The organism is Asticcacaulis sp. EMRT-3 (genome assembly GCF_030027245.1).
Classification (GTDB): Bacteria; Pseudomonadota; Alphaproteobacteria; order Caulobacterales; family Caulobacteraceae; genus Asticcacaulis.
The window spans coordinates 2,469,122-2,487,397 of the sequence record NZ_JASERT010000001.1; the positions used below are offsets into that span (position 1 = coordinate 2,469,122).

At 63.0% G+C, this 18,276-nt stretch carries 16 protein-coding genes; 6 read left to right on the forward strand and 10 right to left on the reverse strand.

Annotated elements, in window-relative coordinates:
* Window positions 1-46: 46 nt before the first annotated feature.
* The 8 genes from QB905_RS11640 to QB905_RS11675 form a co-directional block, all read right to left on the reverse strand.
* A complete protein-coding gene (locus QB905_RS11640) occupies window positions 47-1,567 on the reverse strand; it encodes a response regulator (RefSeq protein WP_282975190.1) in 1,521 nt (506 codons plus the stop codon).
* Window positions 1,568-1,656: 89 nt separating this feature from the next.
* Window positions 1,657-3,213 (reverse strand): YifB family Mg chelatase-like AAA ATPase, encoded by a 1,557-nt coding sequence (locus QB905_RS11645; RefSeq protein WP_282975191.1) that lies wholly within the window; start codon window positions 3,211-3,213, stop codon window positions 1,657-1,659.
* A gap of 200 nt (window positions 3,214-3,413) precedes the next feature.
* On the reverse strand, window positions 3,414-4,364 hold the full coding sequence (gene gshB / locus QB905_RS11650) for a glutathione synthase (protein ID WP_282975192.1): 951 nt from the start codon (window positions 4,362-4,364) through the stop codon (window positions 3,414-3,416).
* 81 nt (window positions 4,365-4,445) lie between these two features.
* Complete coding sequence (locus QB905_RS11655) at window positions 4,446-4,832, reverse strand: YraN family protein (protein ID WP_282975193.1); 387 nt, start codon at window positions 4,830-4,832, stop codon at window positions 4,446-4,448.
* A gap of 1 nt (window position 4,833) precedes the next feature.
* Entirely contained in the window at window positions 4,834-5,706 is an 873-nt protein-coding gene (gene rsmI / locus QB905_RS11660; protein ID WP_282975194.1) for a 16S rRNA (cytidine(1402)-2'-O)-methyltransferase, read from the reverse strand.
* A gap of 3 nt (window positions 5,707-5,709) precedes the next feature.
* Window positions 5,710-6,828 carry a radical SAM family heme chaperone HemW gene (gene hemW, locus QB905_RS11665; protein WP_282975195.1) on the reverse strand — a complete coding sequence of 373 codons (1,119 nt, stop codon included), beginning with the start codon at window positions 6,826-6,828 and terminating at the stop codon, window positions 5,710-5,712.
* A gap of 41 nt (window positions 6,829-6,869) precedes the next feature.
* Window positions 6,870-7,484 carry an RdgB/HAM1 family non-canonical purine NTP pyrophosphatase gene (gene rdgB / locus QB905_RS11670; RefSeq protein WP_282975196.1) on the reverse strand — a complete coding sequence of 205 codons (615 nt, stop codon included), beginning with the start codon at window positions 7,482-7,484 and terminating at the stop codon, window positions 6,870-6,872.
* Window positions 7,485-7,512: 28 nt separating this feature from the next.
* Window positions 7,513-8,127 (reverse strand): SCO family protein, encoded by a 615-nt coding sequence (locus QB905_RS11675; RefSeq protein WP_282975197.1) that lies wholly within the window; start codon window positions 8,125-8,127, stop codon window positions 7,513-7,515.
* A gap of 73 nt (window positions 8,128-8,200) precedes the next feature.
* Here QB905_RS11675 and QB905_RS11680 point away from each other — a divergent pair, with 73 nt between their 5' ends.
* Both QB905_RS11680 and QB905_RS11685 read left to right on the forward strand, forming a co-directional pair.
* Window positions 8,201-9,601 (forward strand): ActS/PrrB/RegB family redox-sensitive histidine kinase, encoded by a 1,401-nt coding sequence (locus tag QB905_RS11680; protein WP_282975198.1) that lies wholly within the window; start codon window positions 8,201-8,203, stop codon window positions 9,599-9,601.
* A gap of 11 nt (window positions 9,602-9,612) precedes the next feature.
* Window positions 9,613-10,206, forward strand: a complete 594-nt coding sequence (locus QB905_RS11685) for an ActR/PrrA/RegA family redox response regulator transcription factor (RefSeq protein WP_282975199.1) — start codon at window positions 9,613-9,615, stop codon at window positions 10,204-10,206.
* A 218-nt stretch (window positions 10,207-10,424) separates the two neighbouring features.
* Here the strand turns inward: QB905_RS11685 and QB905_RS11690 are convergent, their stop codons facing one another.
* Entirely contained in the window at window positions 10,425-11,039 is a 615-nt protein-coding gene (locus QB905_RS11690) for a hypothetical protein (protein WP_282975200.1), read from the reverse strand.
* A 228-nt stretch (window positions 11,040-11,267) separates the two neighbouring features.
* Between QB905_RS11690 and QB905_RS11695 the strand changes: the two genes are divergently transcribed.
* From QB905_RS11695 to QB905_RS11710, 4 genes are all read left to right on the forward strand, one after another.
* Window positions 11,268-12,278: an alpha/beta hydrolase gene (locus QB905_RS11695; RefSeq protein ID WP_282975201.1), complete on the forward strand. Its 1,011-nt coding sequence runs from the start codon at window positions 11,268-11,270 to the stop codon at window positions 12,276-12,278.
* A gap of 283 nt (window positions 12,279-12,561) precedes the next feature.
* A complete protein-coding gene (locus QB905_RS11700) occupies window positions 12,562-15,027 on the forward strand; it encodes a PAS domain-containing sensor histidine kinase (protein WP_282975202.1) in 2,466 nt (821 codons plus the stop codon).
* Window positions 15,028-15,190: 163 nt separating this feature from the next.
* Window positions 15,191-16,576 carry a chloride channel protein gene (locus QB905_RS11705; RefSeq protein WP_282975203.1) on the forward strand — a complete coding sequence of 462 codons (1,386 nt, stop codon included), beginning with the start codon at window positions 15,191-15,193 and terminating at the stop codon, window positions 16,574-16,576.
* Between the two features lie 42 nt (window positions 16,577-16,618).
* A complete protein-coding gene (locus tag QB905_RS11710; protein ID WP_282975204.1) occupies window positions 16,619-17,095 on the forward strand; it encodes a GNAT family N-acetyltransferase in 477 nt (158 codons plus the stop codon).
* Here the strand turns inward: QB905_RS11710 and QB905_RS11715 are convergent.
* Window positions 17,092-18,177: an HPP family protein gene (locus tag QB905_RS11715; protein WP_282975205.1), complete on the reverse strand. Its 1,086-nt coding sequence runs from the start codon at window positions 18,175-18,177 to the stop codon at window positions 17,092-17,094. The two genes, QB905_RS11710 and QB905_RS11715, sit on opposite strands and share 4 nt — an antisense overlap.
* Window positions 18,178-18,276: the final 99 nt, after the last annotated feature.

Here is an 18,276-nt window from a genome sequence, read left to right on the forward strand (position 1 = left end):
CTGGTGGCGGACGGTAGGTGGCTTCGTGGCGGCTGTCCAGATGCGATCAGGCCGATCTGGCGGCGGCGTGGTCTCCGGCCCAGGTTTGCAGGCGGTGCTTCAGCGCCACCAGCTCAATCGGCTTGGTCAGGAAATCATTCATCCCGGCGTGCAGGCTGGCGCGGCGATCTTCTTCATAGGCATTGGCGGTCAGCGCGATGATCGGGGTGCGGATGCCGAGCGCCCGCACGGCGCGCGTGGCGCCCAGCCCATCGACGCCCGGCAGGCCTAAATCCATGAAAATAATGTCGAAACTACGCGCCTTCAGGATGTCGATGGCTTCTTCGCCGGACGAGGCGCGCTCGACCCGGCAGCCTTCGCGCTGGAGCAGGATTTGCGCCAGCAGGGCATTGACCGGATTATCCTCGACCAGCAAGACGGCCTTGTCGGGCGCGGCCTCGCTGACGATGCGCTCATCATCCTGCTGAGATGACCCCGCATCACGCGCTTCATTATGCAGGGCTTCGAGCCGTTCGAGCAGCGAGGTGCGGCGCAGGGGCTTGATCAGATAACCGGCCCAGCCCTTGTCGCGCCAGGCATCCAGTTCGTCGCGCTGTTCGGCGGCCAGCAGGATCAGGCTGTTGGCGGAAGGTGCCGCCACAGGCCCCGCCACCGCCGCCCGGTCGCACAGGAGCATGGCCTGGGGATCGATACAGTCTTCAATATCTGTCAGCATACGTACCCGGCAATCCGCCGCCGTCAGATGGCTGGCGGCGCCATCGGCCAGAATGGTATTATGCGTCACCAGCGTCACGGCGTGGGGCAGGCGATGCTGTGCTGCCGTTTTGCGCAGGCCGTAAGGCGCGCAAAATTCGATGGCGAAACACGAGCCCCGGCCCACTTCGGAGTCCAGCGTCAGTTCGCCCTGCATGACCTCGGCCAGCTTTTTGACAACCACAAGACCCAGACCCGCACCACCATAGAGGGTGGCGTCGCTGATCTTGACCTGACCATATTCCTCAAAGATACGCACGCGCGCCTCTTCGGGAATGCCGGGGCCGGTATCGCGCACGCTGAAGCGGATAAGGCCATCTTCGGTCAGGCCGACGCGGATCAGCACCCCGCCCGACGTGGTGAATTTGATGGCATTGCCAGCCAGATTGAACAGGATCTGGCGCAGGCGGCCTTCATCGGCGTGGATATAGTCGAGACGCGGATCAAGCGCCCAGACCACTTCGATGCCATTGGCGTGGGCGCGCGGCGCTAACAGCTCGGCCACGCTCTGTAGCAGCGGTTCGAGCCGCACCTCGCTGGTTTCGAGCTGAATGCGTCCGGCATCGATGCGCGCATAGTCGAGCAGATCATTGACGAGGGTGAGCAGATGTTCGCCCGACTCGCGCGCCGTGGCCAGATAGGAGTTCTGATCGGGCGTCAGGGGCGTGCGCGACAAAAGCGACAACATGCCCATCACGCCATTGAGGGGTGTACGGATTTCATGGCTCATCAGGCGGAAAAAATCTTCGCGCGCCTTCAGCCGGGCTTCGGGCGAAAGATGTTCTTGAGCGCCGGTATTCAGCGGCGTGGACATGGAGACTTTTGACATTGAGGCTTTTGACATGGCGGCTTTTCCGTCGGGTATCATTCTGATCGTTTAAGCCTAGAGCAAAAAGGTTAAGGTCACGCCAAGTTTGCGTTAAGATGAGGTGTATGGCCCGTCGTGTCTGCGCCCTGCCTGCGGTAGATCAGTGCCTCGGCGACGTGGCGGCGTAAGACCGGCCCCGATTGTTCGAGATCGGCGATGGTGCGCGCCAGGCGCAGGGTGCGCGTCCAGCCGCGCGCGCTTAAGCCCGATTTTTGCGCCGCCTGGGTGAGCAGGGTCTTACCCGCTTCATCGAGTGCGCAGATGGCTTCCAGTCCCGCGCCATAGGCGGTGGCATTGAGCGCATTGTCAGGTGCCAGGCCCAGTTTGCGGGCGCGGTCTTCCTGAAGCTGACGCGCCGCCATGACGCGCGCCGCCACCTCTTTCGAGCCTTCCGCAGGCGCAGGCAGGGCCATATCCATAGCGGTCACCGGCGGTACGTCGATTTGCAGATCGATGCGATCGATCAGCGGCCCGGACACGCGACCCTGATAATCCTTGATGCAGCGCGGCGCCTTGCCGCACGCCCCCTTGCCCGCGCCGCCATAGCCGCAGCGGCACGGATTCATGGCGGCGACCAACTGGACGCGCGCCGGATAGCGGACATGATGATTGGCGCGCGCCACGATCACATCGCCGGTTTCTAAGGGCTGACGCAGACTATCGAGCGCCTGCGCTGAAAATTCCGGCAGTTCATCTAAAAACAGCACGCCATTATGCGCCAGCGACACCTCGCCGGGGCGGGCGCGCATCCCGCCGCCGGTCAGCGCTGCCATCGAGGCCGAATGGTGCGGCGAACGAAACGGGCGGTCGCGTGTCAGCTCGCCGCGCGCAATTAGCCCGGCCATCGACCAGACCTGCGAGGTTTCGAGCAGTTCGCGCGAGGTCAGTGGCGGCAAGATACCGGGCAGGCGCTGGGCCAGCATCGACTTGCCCGAACCGGGCGGGCCTATGAACAGGAGATTATGGCCGCCCGCCGCCGCGATTTCGAGGGCGCGCTTGGGCGTTTCCTGTCCCTTGACCTCGTTCAGATCCATCGGTTTTGCCGCCGCCTTCATCTCGCCGGGCGCGGGCGGAGTGAGGACGGACTGACTCTTGAAATGATTGATCAGGGCGATCAGCGAACGCGGGGCGAGGATGGAGACATCGCCCGCCCAGGCGGCTTCGGCGCCATTCTCAAGCGGGCAGATCAGGCCTAAGCCGTAGGATGATGCGGCAATGGCGGCGGGCAGGGCGCCAGCCACCGGCGCGATGGAACCATCGAGCTTCAGTTCGCCGATGCAGACAAAACCTTCCAGCGCGTCCTGCGGGATAATGCCCATCACCGCCATCAGGGCCAGGGCAATCGGCAGGTCGAAATGTGTGCCTTCCTTGGGCAGGTCGGCGGGCGACAGATTGGCGACGATGCGTTTGCCGGGTAAGGCCAGCCCCATACCGGCAAAGGCCCCACGCACGCGTTCGCGGCTTTCGGCCACCGCCTTGTCGCCAAGGCCGACCACCTGAAAAGCGACATGGCCGTGGGTGAGAACGACCTCGGCCTCGACGCGGCGCGCCTCGGCACCTTCGAAAGCTATGGTGGTGACGCGCGCCGGCATGAAGATACCCCCTGATTTTGTAGGACTTTTACGCTTTACCTGCGGTGTAAAGATACAGAATCTATCCACAAGTTAGCGGGGATAAGAGGGTAAATCAAGAACAAAAATGGAACAACAGTGAAACTCGCTGTAATTTTCGCGCAAAAATTATGCAAGCTACGGAATGTATTAAGCTTTTGTGAACGCTTTTCGAGAGCCCGTCAGCGCGCGGCGCGCAGGGCCTCGATACGATCCCACATCAGAGCGCTGGCATCAACCCCCTCGAAGGTTTTGAGCTGCACCGCACCGGTGGGTGAGGTGACGTTGATTTCGGTCAGATAATCGCCGATCACATCGATACCGACGAACATCAGGCCCTTGTCCTTGAGGACGGGCTTGAGGCGTTCGCAGATTTCGCGGTCGCGCGCCGTCAGGTGCAGCGGTTCGGCGCGGCCGCCGACGCGCAAATTAGAGCGCACGGCCCCCTCTTCGGGCACGCGATTGATACCGCCTGCGATCTCACCGTCGATCAGGATGATGCGCTTGTCACCCGCGCTGACGGCGGGGATGAATTTTTGCAGGATGACTGGCTCGCGGCTGATCGAGGCGAACAGCTCGACGAGAGCGTCAAGATTGCGGTCGCCCGCCTTGAGCTTGATCACACCATTGCCCGCTGCGCCATGCAGGGGCTTTAGGATACAATCGCCATGCCGGGCGAAGAAATCATGCAGGGCCAGCGGATCGGCGCTGACCAGGGTGGGCGGTTGCAGATCGGGAAAGTGGGTGGCCAGCAGTTTTTCCGGTGCATCGCGCACGCTGGTCGGGTTATTGACCACCAGAGTCTTCGGATGCACCCGTTCGAGCAGATAGGTCGAGGTGATATAGGCGATGTCGAACGGCGGATCCTGCCGCAGCAGGATCACGTCGAGATCGTCTTCGAGATCGAGTTTTTCATAATCGCCCGCCGTCACATGATCGCCCTTGACGGCGCGAAGCGTCACCTTGCGGGCGCGGGCGAACGGACGGCCATCTTCCAGCGACAGGTGCTTCGGCTCGAACACCCAGAGCTGGTGGCCGCGCGCCTGGGCCGCCATCATCATCTGAAACGTGGTGTCGGCGGCGATATTGACCTTCTCGATCGGATCCATAGAAACGGCGACGCGCAGGCTCATGACGGTGTTCCTTTATTTTCACCCGCCGATATGAGGCGCGGAACACGGCTTGGCAAGCGGCTGATCAAAAATAACAGGCCGCTAAAAATAGCCGTCCGGTTTTTCAAAGGCATTGCGCAGGTGGCGCGGCCAGTGACCGGGAGCCAGGGTATAGAGGTCGATATTGAGATCGAGATGTTGCAGGCGCGGGCGCTTGGCCTGAAGCGTCAGACCGGCCTGCCATAGCCGTTCCTGCTGGATGAAGGAGACGGTTTCCAGCGCCTCTTCGTGGCTGCGGCGCTGCTTGACCTCGACCACGCAGAGGCGACGGCCCTTTTGCGCCAGCAGGTCGATCTCGCCCTGCGGGGTTTTGAGGCGGAATCCTAAGATGCGGTAACCTTTCAGCAGCAGATGGATCAGCGCCACATATTCGGCCAGATGGCCGCTTTTGTGCGCCTTGCGACCGCGCGCCTGCCGATCCGGTTTCATCCTATTCATCCCGGCGTTTGCGCGCCTGCATTTCCAGCGCCTTCTGGTAGATCAGCTTGCGCGGCAGGCCAAAGGCTTGCGCCAGTTGCTTGGCGGCGTCGGCCGGGGCATAGGTTTGCAGGGCCAGTTGCAGGGCTTCGTCGAGATTGTCCGTAGACGGAGCATCGTCTTCGGGCGGGGCGATGACGATGACGATTTCACCCTTCGGCTCCTGCAAAACGGGGTCGTCAATCAGCGCGCTTAAAGGGCCGCGATGGCCGGTCTCAAACAATTTCGTCAGTTCACGGCAGATACAGGCTTCGCGGTCGCCCAGCACAGTTTTCAGGTCGATCAGGGAATCGTGCAGACGCGGGCCGGTCTCGAAAAAGACGAGGGTGGCGCGTTGCGCGGCAAACTCAGCCAGAAAGGTTTTGCGCGCGCCTGATTTGTTGGGCAGAAAGCCCGCGAACAGAAAACGGTCGGTCGGCAGGCCCGACAGGCACAGTGCGGCCAGCACCGATGAGGCGCCGGGAATGGGATGAACCTTCGCGCCCGCCTGATGTGCCTCGGCCACCAGCCTGAAGCCGGGATCGGAGATCAGCGGCGTGCCCGCATCGGAAATCTGGGCGATAATCTGTCCCGCTTGCAGGCGCTCGATAATCTCCGGCAAGAGTTTCGGCCCGGCATGATCATCATAACGCAGCAGCTTCTTTTTCAGATCATAGGCGGCCATCAGCTTGCCGGCGACGCGCGTATCTTCGGCCAGCACCACATCGGCGGCGCGCAGAATATCAAGCGCGCGCAGGGTGATGTCGCGCAAATTGCCAATTGGCGTGGCGACGATATAGAGGCCGGGGCTGACGGGTTTGGGCGGCGGGGCGAACAGGGATTCCATGGTTTAGCTTAGAAGCTCCAATAGTAATCTGTCCAGGACGACGCGGCCCTTATCGGTGGCGCGCAGGCGATCCTTGGTGCACGCAAGGAAGCCCTCAGCGATCAGGGTGTCGGCCTTGGCGAGATCGAGCGAGGGCAGACGTTCCAGTCTGACCCCTTCGATCAGGCGCAGGCCCAGCATCAGGGCCTCTTCTTCGGCCTCGACCAGCGACAGGGCGGTGACGGCAATCGGATCGGCGGATGCGGCATAGGTTTTCAGGTCGGGCTCGGCGATAGTGGCGTGGCGAACGCCGTTGCGCGTCAGTCGGCCATGACTGCCGGGCCCAATGCCCATATAATCGACACCCTCCCAGATCAGCACATTATGCGCCGAGCGGGCAACGGGCCCGCGCGCATGGTTGGACACCTCATAGGCCTCGAAACCGAGCTGGCCCAGCACGTCCTGCGTGCAAAAATAGAAGGCTTCGGCGAGGTCTTGGCCGGGCGGTGACCACTGGCCGCGCCTGACCGCCCGCCCGAAGGCCGTGGCCTGTTCGATGGTCAGTTGATAGGGCGAAATGTGTTCGACGCCCAAGGCCGCCGCCTGACGCAGTTCGGCCTCCCAGGCGTCCACATCCTGATCGGGCAGGGCGTAGATCAGATCGAGCGAGACGCGGCCAAACACAGATTGCGCCGTCTCGATGCCGTGCATGGCTTCGCGCGCCGAATGGTCGCGGCCCAGAAAGGTCAGGGCCTGATCGTCGAGCGACTGCACGCCCAGCGACAGGCGGTTGACGCCGGCAGAGCGAAAGCCTTGATAGCGCGCGATTTCCGCATCGGTCGGGTTGGCTTCGAGCGTTATTTCTATATTTCCGGCAGTTGGGAATAGTGTGTGCGCCGCCGCGATCAGTTCGGCTACCCATTCGGGCGGCAAGAGCGAGGGCGTGCCGCCGCCGAAGAAGAGACTGGCCAGTTGCCGTTCGCCCAGACCCTGCGCCTGACGGCGCAGGTCGGCCAGTAGGGCGTCGAACAGGCCGCGCTGGCTGGCCTGTCCGCGATGTCGGGTCACATTGAAATCGCAATAGGGGCAGATGCGCGCACAATAGGGCCAGTGGACATAGAGGGCGAGAGGAAGAGACCCCACCACCACTTCGTGGTCCCCCTCCCCATGAAATGGGGAGGAGGTCAAAACAACGCCTTGCGCAATTGCTCAAAGGCGAGATGGCGGTGGCTTATCGCGTCTTTGGCCGCCGGATCCATTTCGGCGAAGGTGATGGCGTGGCCATCGGGGCGGAAGATCGGATCATAGCCGAAACCCTGATCGCCGCGTTTCGGGAAGACGATCTCGCCCTGCACCTTGCCTTCAAAAACGCAGGCATGACCCTCCGGCCAGGCCACGGCCAGCGCGCAGGTGAAATGGGCTTTGAGCGTAAAAGCCTCGCCCTTTTCCTCGCGGGCGATGCGCAACTTATGCTCGATCACCTCCATAGCGCGGTCGAAATCCTTGTACGGCCCGGCCCAGCGCGCCGAATAGATACCGGGATCGCCATCAAGCGCGTCAATGCTCAGGCCCGAATCGTCGGCCAGCGCCGTCAGGTCTGCCTTCATGGCGGCGTGGCGCGCCTTCAGAATCGCATTGCCGATGAAGCTGACCTCGGTTTCGGGCGGTTCGGGCAGGTTCAGCGAAGCCGCCGTCACCACCTCGAAGCGGCCATCCAGCAGGGTGGAGATTTCGCGCGCCTTGCCGGGATTATGGGTGGCGGCGATCAGCTTCTGGCCGGTGATCAGCGACAGGCTCATTGTATTTCCTTAAAGAGATGATGCGGGTTTATCCGCCCTGCATCGCCTGTTCGATTTGCTGGGCGTTCTGCTGCGGCGTCATGCTGGCGGTGAGCGGCACGTCGAACTGACCCTGCGGGTTCATCAGATAAACCACCGCCGTGTGGCTGTAGCCATAGCTGTCGCCGCTGCCGGTTTTGGTGGCGGTGGCGCGATATTCTTTCTCGACCTTATCAATGGCGTCCTGCGATCCGGTCAGGCCGATGACGTTTTTCGGAAAGCCGTTGGAATCGAGATAGGCCTTGAGGTTGGCCGGTGTGTCGCGCGCCGGATCGACGGTGATGAAGATGATTTGCAAATTCCTGGCCTTGTCACCGAGCAGGGCCTGGGTATGGGCCAGGTTTTGCAGGGTCAGGGGGCAGACATCGGGGCAGAAGGTGTAGCCGAAAAACACCGCCGACCACTTGCCCTTCAATATTTCTTGCGTCACCGGCTTGCCGTCCTGATCGGTCAGGCTGAACGGGCCGCCGATACGGATGGAGGGGTCGGTCTGCGAAACCGTAGCGCGCGGCGCCGGGTGCAGACCATGCCAGATATTGACACCGGCCAGAACGATCAGCAGGGTGAAGGCGCAGGCGATGATCGCCAGTCGGAATTTGGTCATATCCGTCCTTTTCTTGTCAGTGTCCTATCTCAGCCCCACCCGCTCTTAGACCCTGAAACGGCCCGCCTCAAGCATGTTTGTCGCCAGAACCCTCGAACGCATTTCGGATGTCCTCCATGACGGCGAGCCGGGCCCGGCCTTGTCGGGCGGGCGCGGTCAGGAGCATTTACGCCTGCGCACGCTGGTCATGCTGCGCTGGCTGGCCGTGTTCGGTCAGACGGTCATGGTGCTGCTGGTGGCCTATGGACTGGGCTTTCATATCCGGCTCGGCCTGTCGCTTGGCATTATCATGGCCAGCGTCTGGCTCAATATTACCTTAAGCCTCGGTCGCCGTTCGGTGACGCGGGTGCGCGGCTGGGAAGCGGCGCTGCAACTCAGTTTCGACGCCTGCCAACTGGCGCTTTTGCTGGGCGTCACCGGCGGGCTCGACAATCCGTTTTGCCTGATGCTGATCGCCCCGCCCACCGTGGCGGCGGCCAATCTGCCGACGCGGCACGGGCTGGCCGTGGTGGTGGTGTCGATTATCGCCGCCTGCGGACTGGCCTTCTGGTCGCTCGACCTGCCGTGGTTTGCGGGCGAAACCTTTACCCTGCCGCACATGTACCGGTCGGGCTTTCTGGCCGCCATCATCGTCGGGATCGTGTTTACCGCCGGCTATGCCTGGCAGACGGCGCTGGAGCAGGCGCGCATGGCGCGGGCGCTGACCGCCACCCAGGCTGTGCTGGCCAAGGAACACCGCTTAAGCGCGCTGGGCGGTCTGGCCGCCGCCGCCGCCCATGAACTGGGCACGCCGCTGGGCACCATTCAGGTGGTGGCCAGGGAAATGCTCAATGGTCTGAAGCCGGGCGATGCGCTGTTTGAGGACGCCGAACTGCTGGTGTCGCAAAGCCAGCGCTGCCGCGATATTCTCAAATCCCTGTCGGCCAGCCCCGAGCGCAGCGATATGGTCTATGAGCGCATGGCCTTGCGCAGCTTTCTCGAAGAAGCGGCAGCACCTTACCGTGCCGCGCACAAGCAGATCGTCATTTCGGTCAGCGTCGAGGGCGCGCCCGCAGGCGTTGATCCCGGCCTCGGCATGACCATCCGCCGCCGCCCGGAATGGCTGCACGCCTTTTCGGCCTTTATCGAAAACGCCGTCGATTTCGCCCGCACCACGGTCTATGTCCGCGCCGAAGTGACGCGCGGCTTTGTCAGCGTGACCATCGAGGATGACGGGCCGGGATTCGCGCCGGACATATTGTCGCGGCTGGGCGATCCTTACGTCTCGTCGCGCTATCAGGCCGAAATCGCCGAAAACCGTGACGAGGCCAGCCATTCCGGCATGGGGCTGGGCTTCTTTATCGCCAAGACCCTGATCGAATATACCGACGCCACGGTCAGTTTCGGCAATCGTGAGGCGGGCGGGGCCCATGTGCGGGCCTTGTGGCGGCGCGAGCAAATCGATATTCTGCCTGCGGACTCACTTATTTTATAAGGCAAAGCGTCATGGACGACCCCCACGCCGACACACCCGAAGCGTCACGCGCCGCCCTAGCGGCGAAGATAGACGGTCTGGCCGATACATCCCTGCTGCTGATGGACGATGACGCGCCGTTTCGCAACCGGCTGGCGCGGGCGCTGGAGGCGCGCGGCTTCAAGGTGATCACAGCCGAAGGGGTGCGCGCGGCGATGGCGATCATTGAACAGATGCCGCCCGCCTTTGCCGTGATGGATATGCGGCTGGAAGACGGTAATGGCTTGCAGGCGGTCGAGGCCCTGCACCAAAAACGCCCCGACGCCCATGCCGTCATGCTGACCGGCTATGGCAATATCGCCACGGCGGTGGCGGCGGTCAAATCGGGCGCGGTCGATTACCTGTCCAAGCCCGCCGACGCCGACGATGTGGTGCGCGCCCTGCTGGCCGTGGAGGACAAGGCCCCGCCGCCGCCTGAAAACCCGATGTCAGCCGACCGCGTGCGTTGGGAACATATCCAGCGCGTCTATGCCCTGTGCGGGCAGAATGTGTCGGAAACCGCCCGCCGCCTGGGGATGCACAGGCGGACATTGCAGCGGATACTGGCCAAACGCGCGCCTAAGTAGGTAAGGTATTTTAAGCAAGAGTTTTAACCACGGAAAACACGGATCGCCGCTAAAGCGGCGTCACGGATGGCAGAGTGTAAACGGAGAAGGAGGGATGCCTCCTCTCTCTTATCCGTGTCATGGCCGAAGGCCATGATCCGTGTTTTCCGTGGTTCAAACTCTTTATTGAGCAAGCCGCAAATATTGTGCTCATTCAATCTTGGCTTCGTGGCTAAACCTTATTCATCCGCGATGACAATGCTCGGATTATCGGGCGGAATGAAATCGAACAGGCCGAAATCAAGCGACTTTTGCGGACGTGCCGCCATCAGCGGATTTTGCGACAGGGCCAGCAGTTCTTCCGGCGTCAGGTCTTTTGCGGCGGGCTTTTTGCGTAAGTGACGCGCCTGATCCTTGCTGACCTGACCTTCACCCTTGGGGCGCGCCGGTTCAGCGGCCATGATTTTCCAGTAGCCAAGCGATAGCTGCCAGACGGGGGCCACGGGTTTTTCGCGCTGCGGCCAGCGTTCGCCAGCGGTAAAGACCGGTTCCACGGGCCTTAAACGTCCGCGCTGCGCATCGGGTATGCGGCTCAAAAGACGGCAGATGCGGTCTTCGGGCAGGGGCGTAAAGGCCTTGCCTGCGCGCTCATCTTCCACCAGCCCGGCATAGGCGTCGAGCGCGTCATCGAGGCTTTGATATACCGGCCCCAGCGACTGGGTGACGAAGACCACGCGACCGCCATTCAGATGTTCGGCCTCACGCTCACGCATGGCGCGGCTCTCCGAGCCCTGACGCAGCAGGGCCAGCGCTTCGTGGGCGTCGTGGGCGATGGGAAAGGCGGGCAGGCTCATTTTGCGTTCACGTTTTGATCCGAACGTCACCTTAAACCCGCATAATCGGGGTGACAAGGGGATCATCCTGCGATTATGCTAGAGCAACGAGCGTTTAATTTGACTTACAAATTGAATGCGAGATGCGGAAAAGCGCAAAATGTAGAGCGGGTTGCATGCCTTTGACCGATTCAATCAGAATGCAGACCGCTCTAGACAAAAGTAAGACAAATCTGGATGGAAACGATCATGGACACTCTGCGCCGCACCCTCATTCTCGGCAGTCTGGCGGCTCCGGCCCTTGCGGCTTCGGCGGCTATGGCCCAGACGGCGGCGCCCGATGTCAGCGATCCGCTGCACGCCGGTCTGGCCTGGCCGGAGCCTGCCGCCACGCTTGATCTGTGGCCGAAGGGGGTGAGCGGCCAGTTGCATCCCGATATGCAGGAGCATGTTGAGGAAACCTCGACCGATCCCAAGGTGCGCATTCGCCGCGTTCAGGGCATCAGCCGTCCGCGTGTGGCGGTTTTCCCGGCGAAGAACCCCAATGGCGGGGCCATGCTGATCATTCCGGGCGGCGGGTTTAGCTGGAATTATTTTGACCATGAGGGCTATCAGCTCGCCGATTATCTCAACCAGCAGGGTATCACCTGTTTCGTGCTGTTCTACCGTCTGGCCAATGACGGCTGGGACAAACCCGCCGAGGTGGGTGTGGCCGACGCGCAGCGCGCCATGCGCCTGATCCGCGCCCATGCCGCCGATTACGCCATTGATGCCCATCGTCTCGGCGTCATCGGCTTTTCGGCGGGCGGGTTTCTGGTGTCCACCCTGGCCACGCGCTTTGACGCTTCCTTTTACACGCCGGTGGACGCCGCCGATACGCAACCGGCCAGACCGTTTATCGCCGCTCCCATTTATCCGGTGCAGAGTGTCGATCCGGCCTATGCCTATCCGGGCGTGATCACCAGCCTGTTTGGCGGGCAGGTGACGCCGCAGATCATCAAAACCTGGTCGCCGGATCAGAATGTCGGGCCCGATACCGCGCCGTGCTTCCTGTGCCAGAACGAGGACGACACCACGGTGCCGGTCGAGAATTCGGTGGCCCTGCGCAATGCGCTGGCCGCCGCCAAAATCCCGGTCGAAACCCATCTGTTCGCCAGGGGCGGTCATGGCTTCGGCATGAAGGACGCGCCCGATCAGCCGTGGCATATCTGGCCGCAGCTCTTCGCTAATTTCGCGCGCAGCCGCGGCCTGATGGGGTAGGTTTTTTCCGAAGACCTGTAAGGTCTGAGGCAAGGCCGACGGGCCGCCCGAGCTGATGCGAGGAGCCATGCGGAGATTGAGTTCATGTCCAAAAGGCCTGACGCTCGATGCTTGTAGCTTAAGCGATGACAGGCGGCCTTTTGGCAAGGCCGACGGGCCGCCCGAGCTGATGCGAGGAGCCATGCGGCGATTGAGCTGAAGAATCTCCGTTTTTTTACACGCGAATCAACTTCCTCTATAGTGCTGGGATCAGTGATTCGTATTGTATTCAGGCGGACGCCGGATGGCCCTTGCTACCCTAGCCTATTCTGCCGCTGCCGGGGCTATGGCCCTGGCGCTTTCGACGACCTGGCTGGCTCTGCGCACGCGCTCACGCCTCAGCCGGTCGCAAACCGTGCTGCGCGATGATCTGGGGCATAAACAGGCCCTGCTGCGCGAACTCGATTCGGCCACTCAGGCGTTTGACGAAGCCTTTCTGGCCGTCGAAGCCGATACGGTGCGGCTGGTCTGGGGCGAAGACACGCTGCACGCCTGCGCCGCCGCCCTGGGGATCAAGTTAGCAAACCTGAAAAACCATGCTGCCGATCTGGCGCCCGCCGTCATGGCCGCTCTGGGTGACAGTTCATCCGAAGCTGCCAATGGCCTGAAGGCGCTGATTGCGGAAGGTCGCACCTGCCGGTTCGAGGTGTTCGCCGAAGATGAGGCTGGCCGCGAAGAGGCAAGCCTTGCCGCGCCCGCTGGCATGACCCTGATCGTCGAAGGCCGTTCATCGGGCGCAACGGCGTGGATCCGGCTGGCTATTGCCGGGGCGCGCGCCTCTCTATCGTCGGGGCCGTTCGCCCAGATGGCCGAGCACATGCCCGCGCCGTGCTGGATCTGCGCCCGCGATGGCCGCCTGATCTGGGCCAATGCCGCCTGGCTGAAAGCCGCCGAAGCACCGTCGCTCGATGCCGCCATCAAGGGCAATCTGTCGCTCGACAGCAATGCCGATGCGCTGGTCATGGAGGCGCTGGAAACGCGCGGCCGCCGCGAAGGCTTCCGCTGGCTGACTTTGGGCGGGCAGCGCCGCGCCTTCCAGATCATCGCCGAGCCGCTGAGTGACGCCTATATCTGCGCCTATGTGATCGATGTGACCGAGGCCGAGGACAGCCGCGAGGCGCTCAAGCGCCACGCCAAGGCGCATGACGAAACGCTGGATGCGCTCGAAGACGCTGTGGCCATTTTCGGCCCCGAACGGCAACTGACCTTCCATAACCGCGCCTTCGAGCAGCTCTGGGAACTCGACGCCGCCTGGCTGGCCGAGCGCCCGACCCACGCCGAATGGCTCGACCGCCTGCGCCAGAAGCGCCGCCTGCCCGAAACCTCCGACTATGCCGGTTTCAAGGCCAGAGAGAGCGAAGCCTTTGGCCTGACCCATACGGGCGATGACGAGATGTGGAGCCTGCCCGATGGCCGCTCCTTGCGCGTCGTCCACCAGCCCCACCCCTTGGGCGGTTTGTTGATCCTGTTTTCCGACAAGACCGGCGAGCTGAAGCTGAAATCGCAGTTCAACGCCCTGATTCAGGTGCAGAAATCGACGCTCGACCAGCTTAATGACGCTGTGTCGGTCTATGGTTCGGATGGCCGCCTGCGCCTGCGTAATCAGGCGTTTGACGCCTTCTGGAATATCCGCAGCGACGACATGACCGCCGTGATGGATTTCGCGCAGGTTGCCGAGCTGTGCCTGCCGCTGGTGCATGATCGCGGTTTCTGGAGCGAGCTGAAGGCGCGCGTCACCGACACCGATCCTCTGTCGCGCGCCCCGCAAAAGGGCGAGGTCAAGGTGTCGGATGGCCGTCTGGCGCGCTGGCGCACCCAGCCCCTGCCGGATGGGGCGACGCTTCTGGCCTTTTCCGACATCACGGCCACGCGCCAGCTTGAAAAAGCCATCGAAGACCGCGACGAGGCGCTGAATGAATCGGTGCGGCTGAAGCGCGATTTCGTCGCCAATGTCTCCTACGAACTGCGCACGCCGCTGACCACCATTGTCGGCTATGCCGATCTGTTGCAGACCCAGAGCTTCGAGAATCCGAAGCACAAGGCCTATCTCGACTCGATCCAGTCGGCGGCGCAGGAACTGGCGCGCTCGATCGATGATGTGCTCGATATGGCCCAGATCGATGCCGGGGAAATGTCGATCAGCCGCGCGCCGGTGCGCCTGCTCGATATTGTGGCTGAGGTCGGCACGCGTCTGGCCGACAGCTTCAAGGCGCGCGGCGTGGCCTTCGATTATCAGGGCGTCACCGAAACCGGCGAGATTGATGTCGATGCCAAAAGGCTGGGCCAGTGCCTTGAGCATCTGCTTGGCAATGCCATCCGCAATGCCGCGCCGGGTGGTGCGGTGGCGCTGAAGGCGCGGCGCAATGGCGAGACGCTCGAACTGGAAGTGGCCTATACAGGGCGCGGCATTCCGTTCCATGTGCAGGCGCATATTTTCGACCGCTATATTGGCCGTGAGCGCGGCGGGCCGGGTCTGGGCCTGGCGCTGGTCAAGGCGCTGGTGGAGTTGCACGAAGGCTGGATCACGCTCGAATCCGAGCCCAATACCGGCGCCAGTTTCAAGATTCACCTGCCGGGTCAGGGCGCGATCAGAGCGCCGCTGCCAGTGGAGGTGGCCCAGACCAAGGCGCAGGATGCAGAGCCGGAAACGCTGGTTGCCGCGCCGGGTCAGGGCGATGACGGCGGCGTCAATGTGCTGGGCGTGGCCTGATTGTTGTTTTTTGCAACCCGATGTGACCGGGTAAGGGTTGATCGGGCGAACCAAAAGACCGATAGCAGGGGATAATTTCCCAGCGCCTCCCCTGCAAGCCGCCATAATCCCTGTGGCAGGCCGCACGGAGGCTTTGTCCGTATGAAAGAATTCTCACCCGCCCATGCCTAAGGATCTGCGCCGCCTCCGCCCCGTCATCAGCCGCTGGATGAGCCTGCGTCACTGGCGGTCGCAACTGCTGTTCTGGAGCGGCGGCCTGCTGGTCGGGCTGGTGGCGGTTTCCATGACGATGGTGGCCGATAAGGCGCAGGCTCTGTTTTTCGGGATGCGCCACGCCTTTTTCTGGCTGCCGCTGATCATTACCCCCTTAGGCTTTGCCGTCTCATCCTATGTCACCAAGCGCTGGTTCGGCGGCGCGCAGGGCTCCGGCATTCCGCAGGTCATCGCCGCCAGCGAACTGGTGCGCCATGATCCGGAAGGGTCGCAAAATCTGGTGTCGATCCGCATCATTATCGGCAAGGTGGCCATGCTGATGCTGGGTCTGGTCTGCGGCGCGCCGATCGGCCGCGAAGGCCCGACCGTGCAGGTGGGGGCGGCCCTGATGCGCATGACCGGGCGGATCGGCGGCATTGTCAGCAACGAATCGGCGCTTCTGCTCGCCGGTGGTGCGGCGGGCGTGGCGGCGGCCTTCAACACGCCGCTGGCCGGGATCGTGTTCGCCATTGAGGAACTGGGCAAGTCGTTCGAGCAGCGCACATCGGGCACGGTGATCCTGACCGTCATGCTGGCCGGTATCGCTTCGATGGGGTTGTTGGGCGATTATACCTATTTTGGTCGCCACACTACCGGGATCATCGGCTGGCCTGATGTGGTGGCTGTTTTCGTGTGCGGCATCGGCGGCGGCCTGCTGGGCGGCGGTTTTTCGCGCGGCGTCATTTTCGGCCTGAAACGCATGGGTTCGCTGTTTGGCGGCTTCACGGCGCGCCGTCCGGTCGTCTTTGCCGCCATGTGCGGGCTTTTGCTGGCCATTCTGGGTGTGGCTACGGGTGGAGCGGCCTTCGGCACCGGTTACAGTGATGCCCGCGACCTGCTGGCCGGTACTCAGCACGTCTGGTACGGCTATGGACTGCTGCGCGTGGTCAGCGCCCTGTTGATGGCGATTTCCGGCATTCCGGGCGGCCTGTTCGCGCCGTCTTTGTCGGCGGGCGCGGGTGTCGGGGCCGACCTGCACTTTTTTGTGCCGATGGTGCCGCTGGCCACAATGGCCCTGCTTGGCATGGTCGGCTATTTCTCCGGCGTTGTGCAATCGCCGCTGACCGCCTTTGTCATCGTCATGGAAATGACCGACGACCACGACATGGTGCTGCCTTTGATCGCCACCTCGCTCCTGGCCTATTCGGTGTCGCGCCTCGTGTGCCCGCGTCCGCTTTATCACAGTCTGGCCCAGTCGTTCCTGAAAAAGGCGCGCGACGAAAAACGGGCCGAGACGGCAGAGGTGGAAGCCGTGGACGAAACCGGTCAGATCGAAACCAGTCCGCCCAAGGCCTGAACCGGCCTTGCGCGCGCGGCGAGGATACCGCATCTTTACAAGATGACCGGACACGCCCCGCACATCAGAGCCGCCACCACGCCGCGGGATATAGAGGCGGCGAGGGGGCTGTTCCTCACCTATGCCGCCTCACTGGGCATTGGGCTCGATTATCAGGATTTCGACGCTGAACTGGCGGGCCTGCCGGGTAAATATGCACCGCCGCAGGGTGCGCTTCTGCTGGCAAGCCATGATGCGCGGATGATCGGCTGCGTGGCGATGCGACCGCTGGCCTCCGGCGTCTGCGAGATGAAACGGCTCTATGTCACGCCACAAGGCCGGGGACTTGGCGTGGGGCGCGCCCTGATCGACGCGGTTCTGTCGGAGGCGCGACGGCTCGGCTACGGCGAGATGAAGCTCGACACCCTGCCGCAGATGACGGCGGCCATCGCGCTTTACCAGGAGGCCGGATTTGCGCCCGCGCCCGCCTATTACGACACGCCGATTGCCGGAACCCTGTTCATGGCGCGCACGCTCTAAGCCGAGTGATACAGGGCGCGCATCGTATCGGATGCGCTGATCACGCCTTCGAGCCGCCCATCGGCATCCGTAACCAGCACGTGCCGCCGGTCGCCGCGGCTGAACAGGGGCATCAGCCTGTCCAGCCCGTCCGTGGCGCGCACGCTGACATAATCGCGGCGCATGGCGTTTCTGGCCAGACCGGCCAGACGGGAAAGTCCGGTCATATCTGCGCGCACCAGCAGGCCCAGAACCCGGCCTTGTCTGTCGATGACGGGCAGGGCCTTGATGTCGTGGCGTTGCATCAGGACGTGCGCCTCTTTCAGCGGGGTGCCGGGACGCACCGTATGGACGGGGGCGGTCATGATGCTGGCGCAGGTCTTATGTCCGGCCAGCCTCTGCCAGGCGTGCAGTTCGCTGCGTTCGAGCAGGCGGGCCAGATCGTCGCTGGCGATGTCGAGCACCTCGTCATGCTCGGCCAGGGCGGCGGCCATGTCTTCGGGGCTGATGCGCAGCAGGCCCGACGCCGGCGCAGCCTGTGCGGCCGGCCTGTGCGGATAGGGTTTGCGCGTCAGGCCATTGTAAAGCATGGCCGTGCCGACCAGCAGCAGCGAATTGGTCAGGGCGGGAAACAGGGCGAAAACCGGAGCGTGGACGCCGCTCAAGACCACCAGCAAGGCCATAGCGCCTCCCGGCGGATGCAGGCAGCGCAGGCCGAACATGGCGGCGATGGCCAGCCCCACCGCAACGCTGGCGGCGATGACCGGATCAGGAATCAGATTACAGGCCACAAGCCCCATAATGGCCGATACCGTATTGCCGCCGATCACCGACCAGGGCTGGGCCAGAGGCGATGAGGGCGCGGCGAAGACCAGAACGGCGCTGGCCCCCAGCGGCGCCACCAGCCAGGGTGTCAGATGCAGGTTTTTCGCGGCGGTCAGGCAGATCAGGGCGGTGATGGCGATGCCGAAACCGCCGCCCAGCGCCGCGCGCAGGCGTTCGAGGCGGCTGACAGTGGCCGCTCCGGCCATGACGGCGCGCAGACGGGCCCGGACAGGCGGCAGGGATAGAGGCAGGGGCAGGGCGATGGCGGGGCGGGGCATAACATCTCAGGAGCACAGGAAGGACGCGGGTTTGTAACCGTCCGCGCCGCCGCACCAAAGCTATATATTCTGCACCGCGACTTTAGGCGGGCTCGTCCC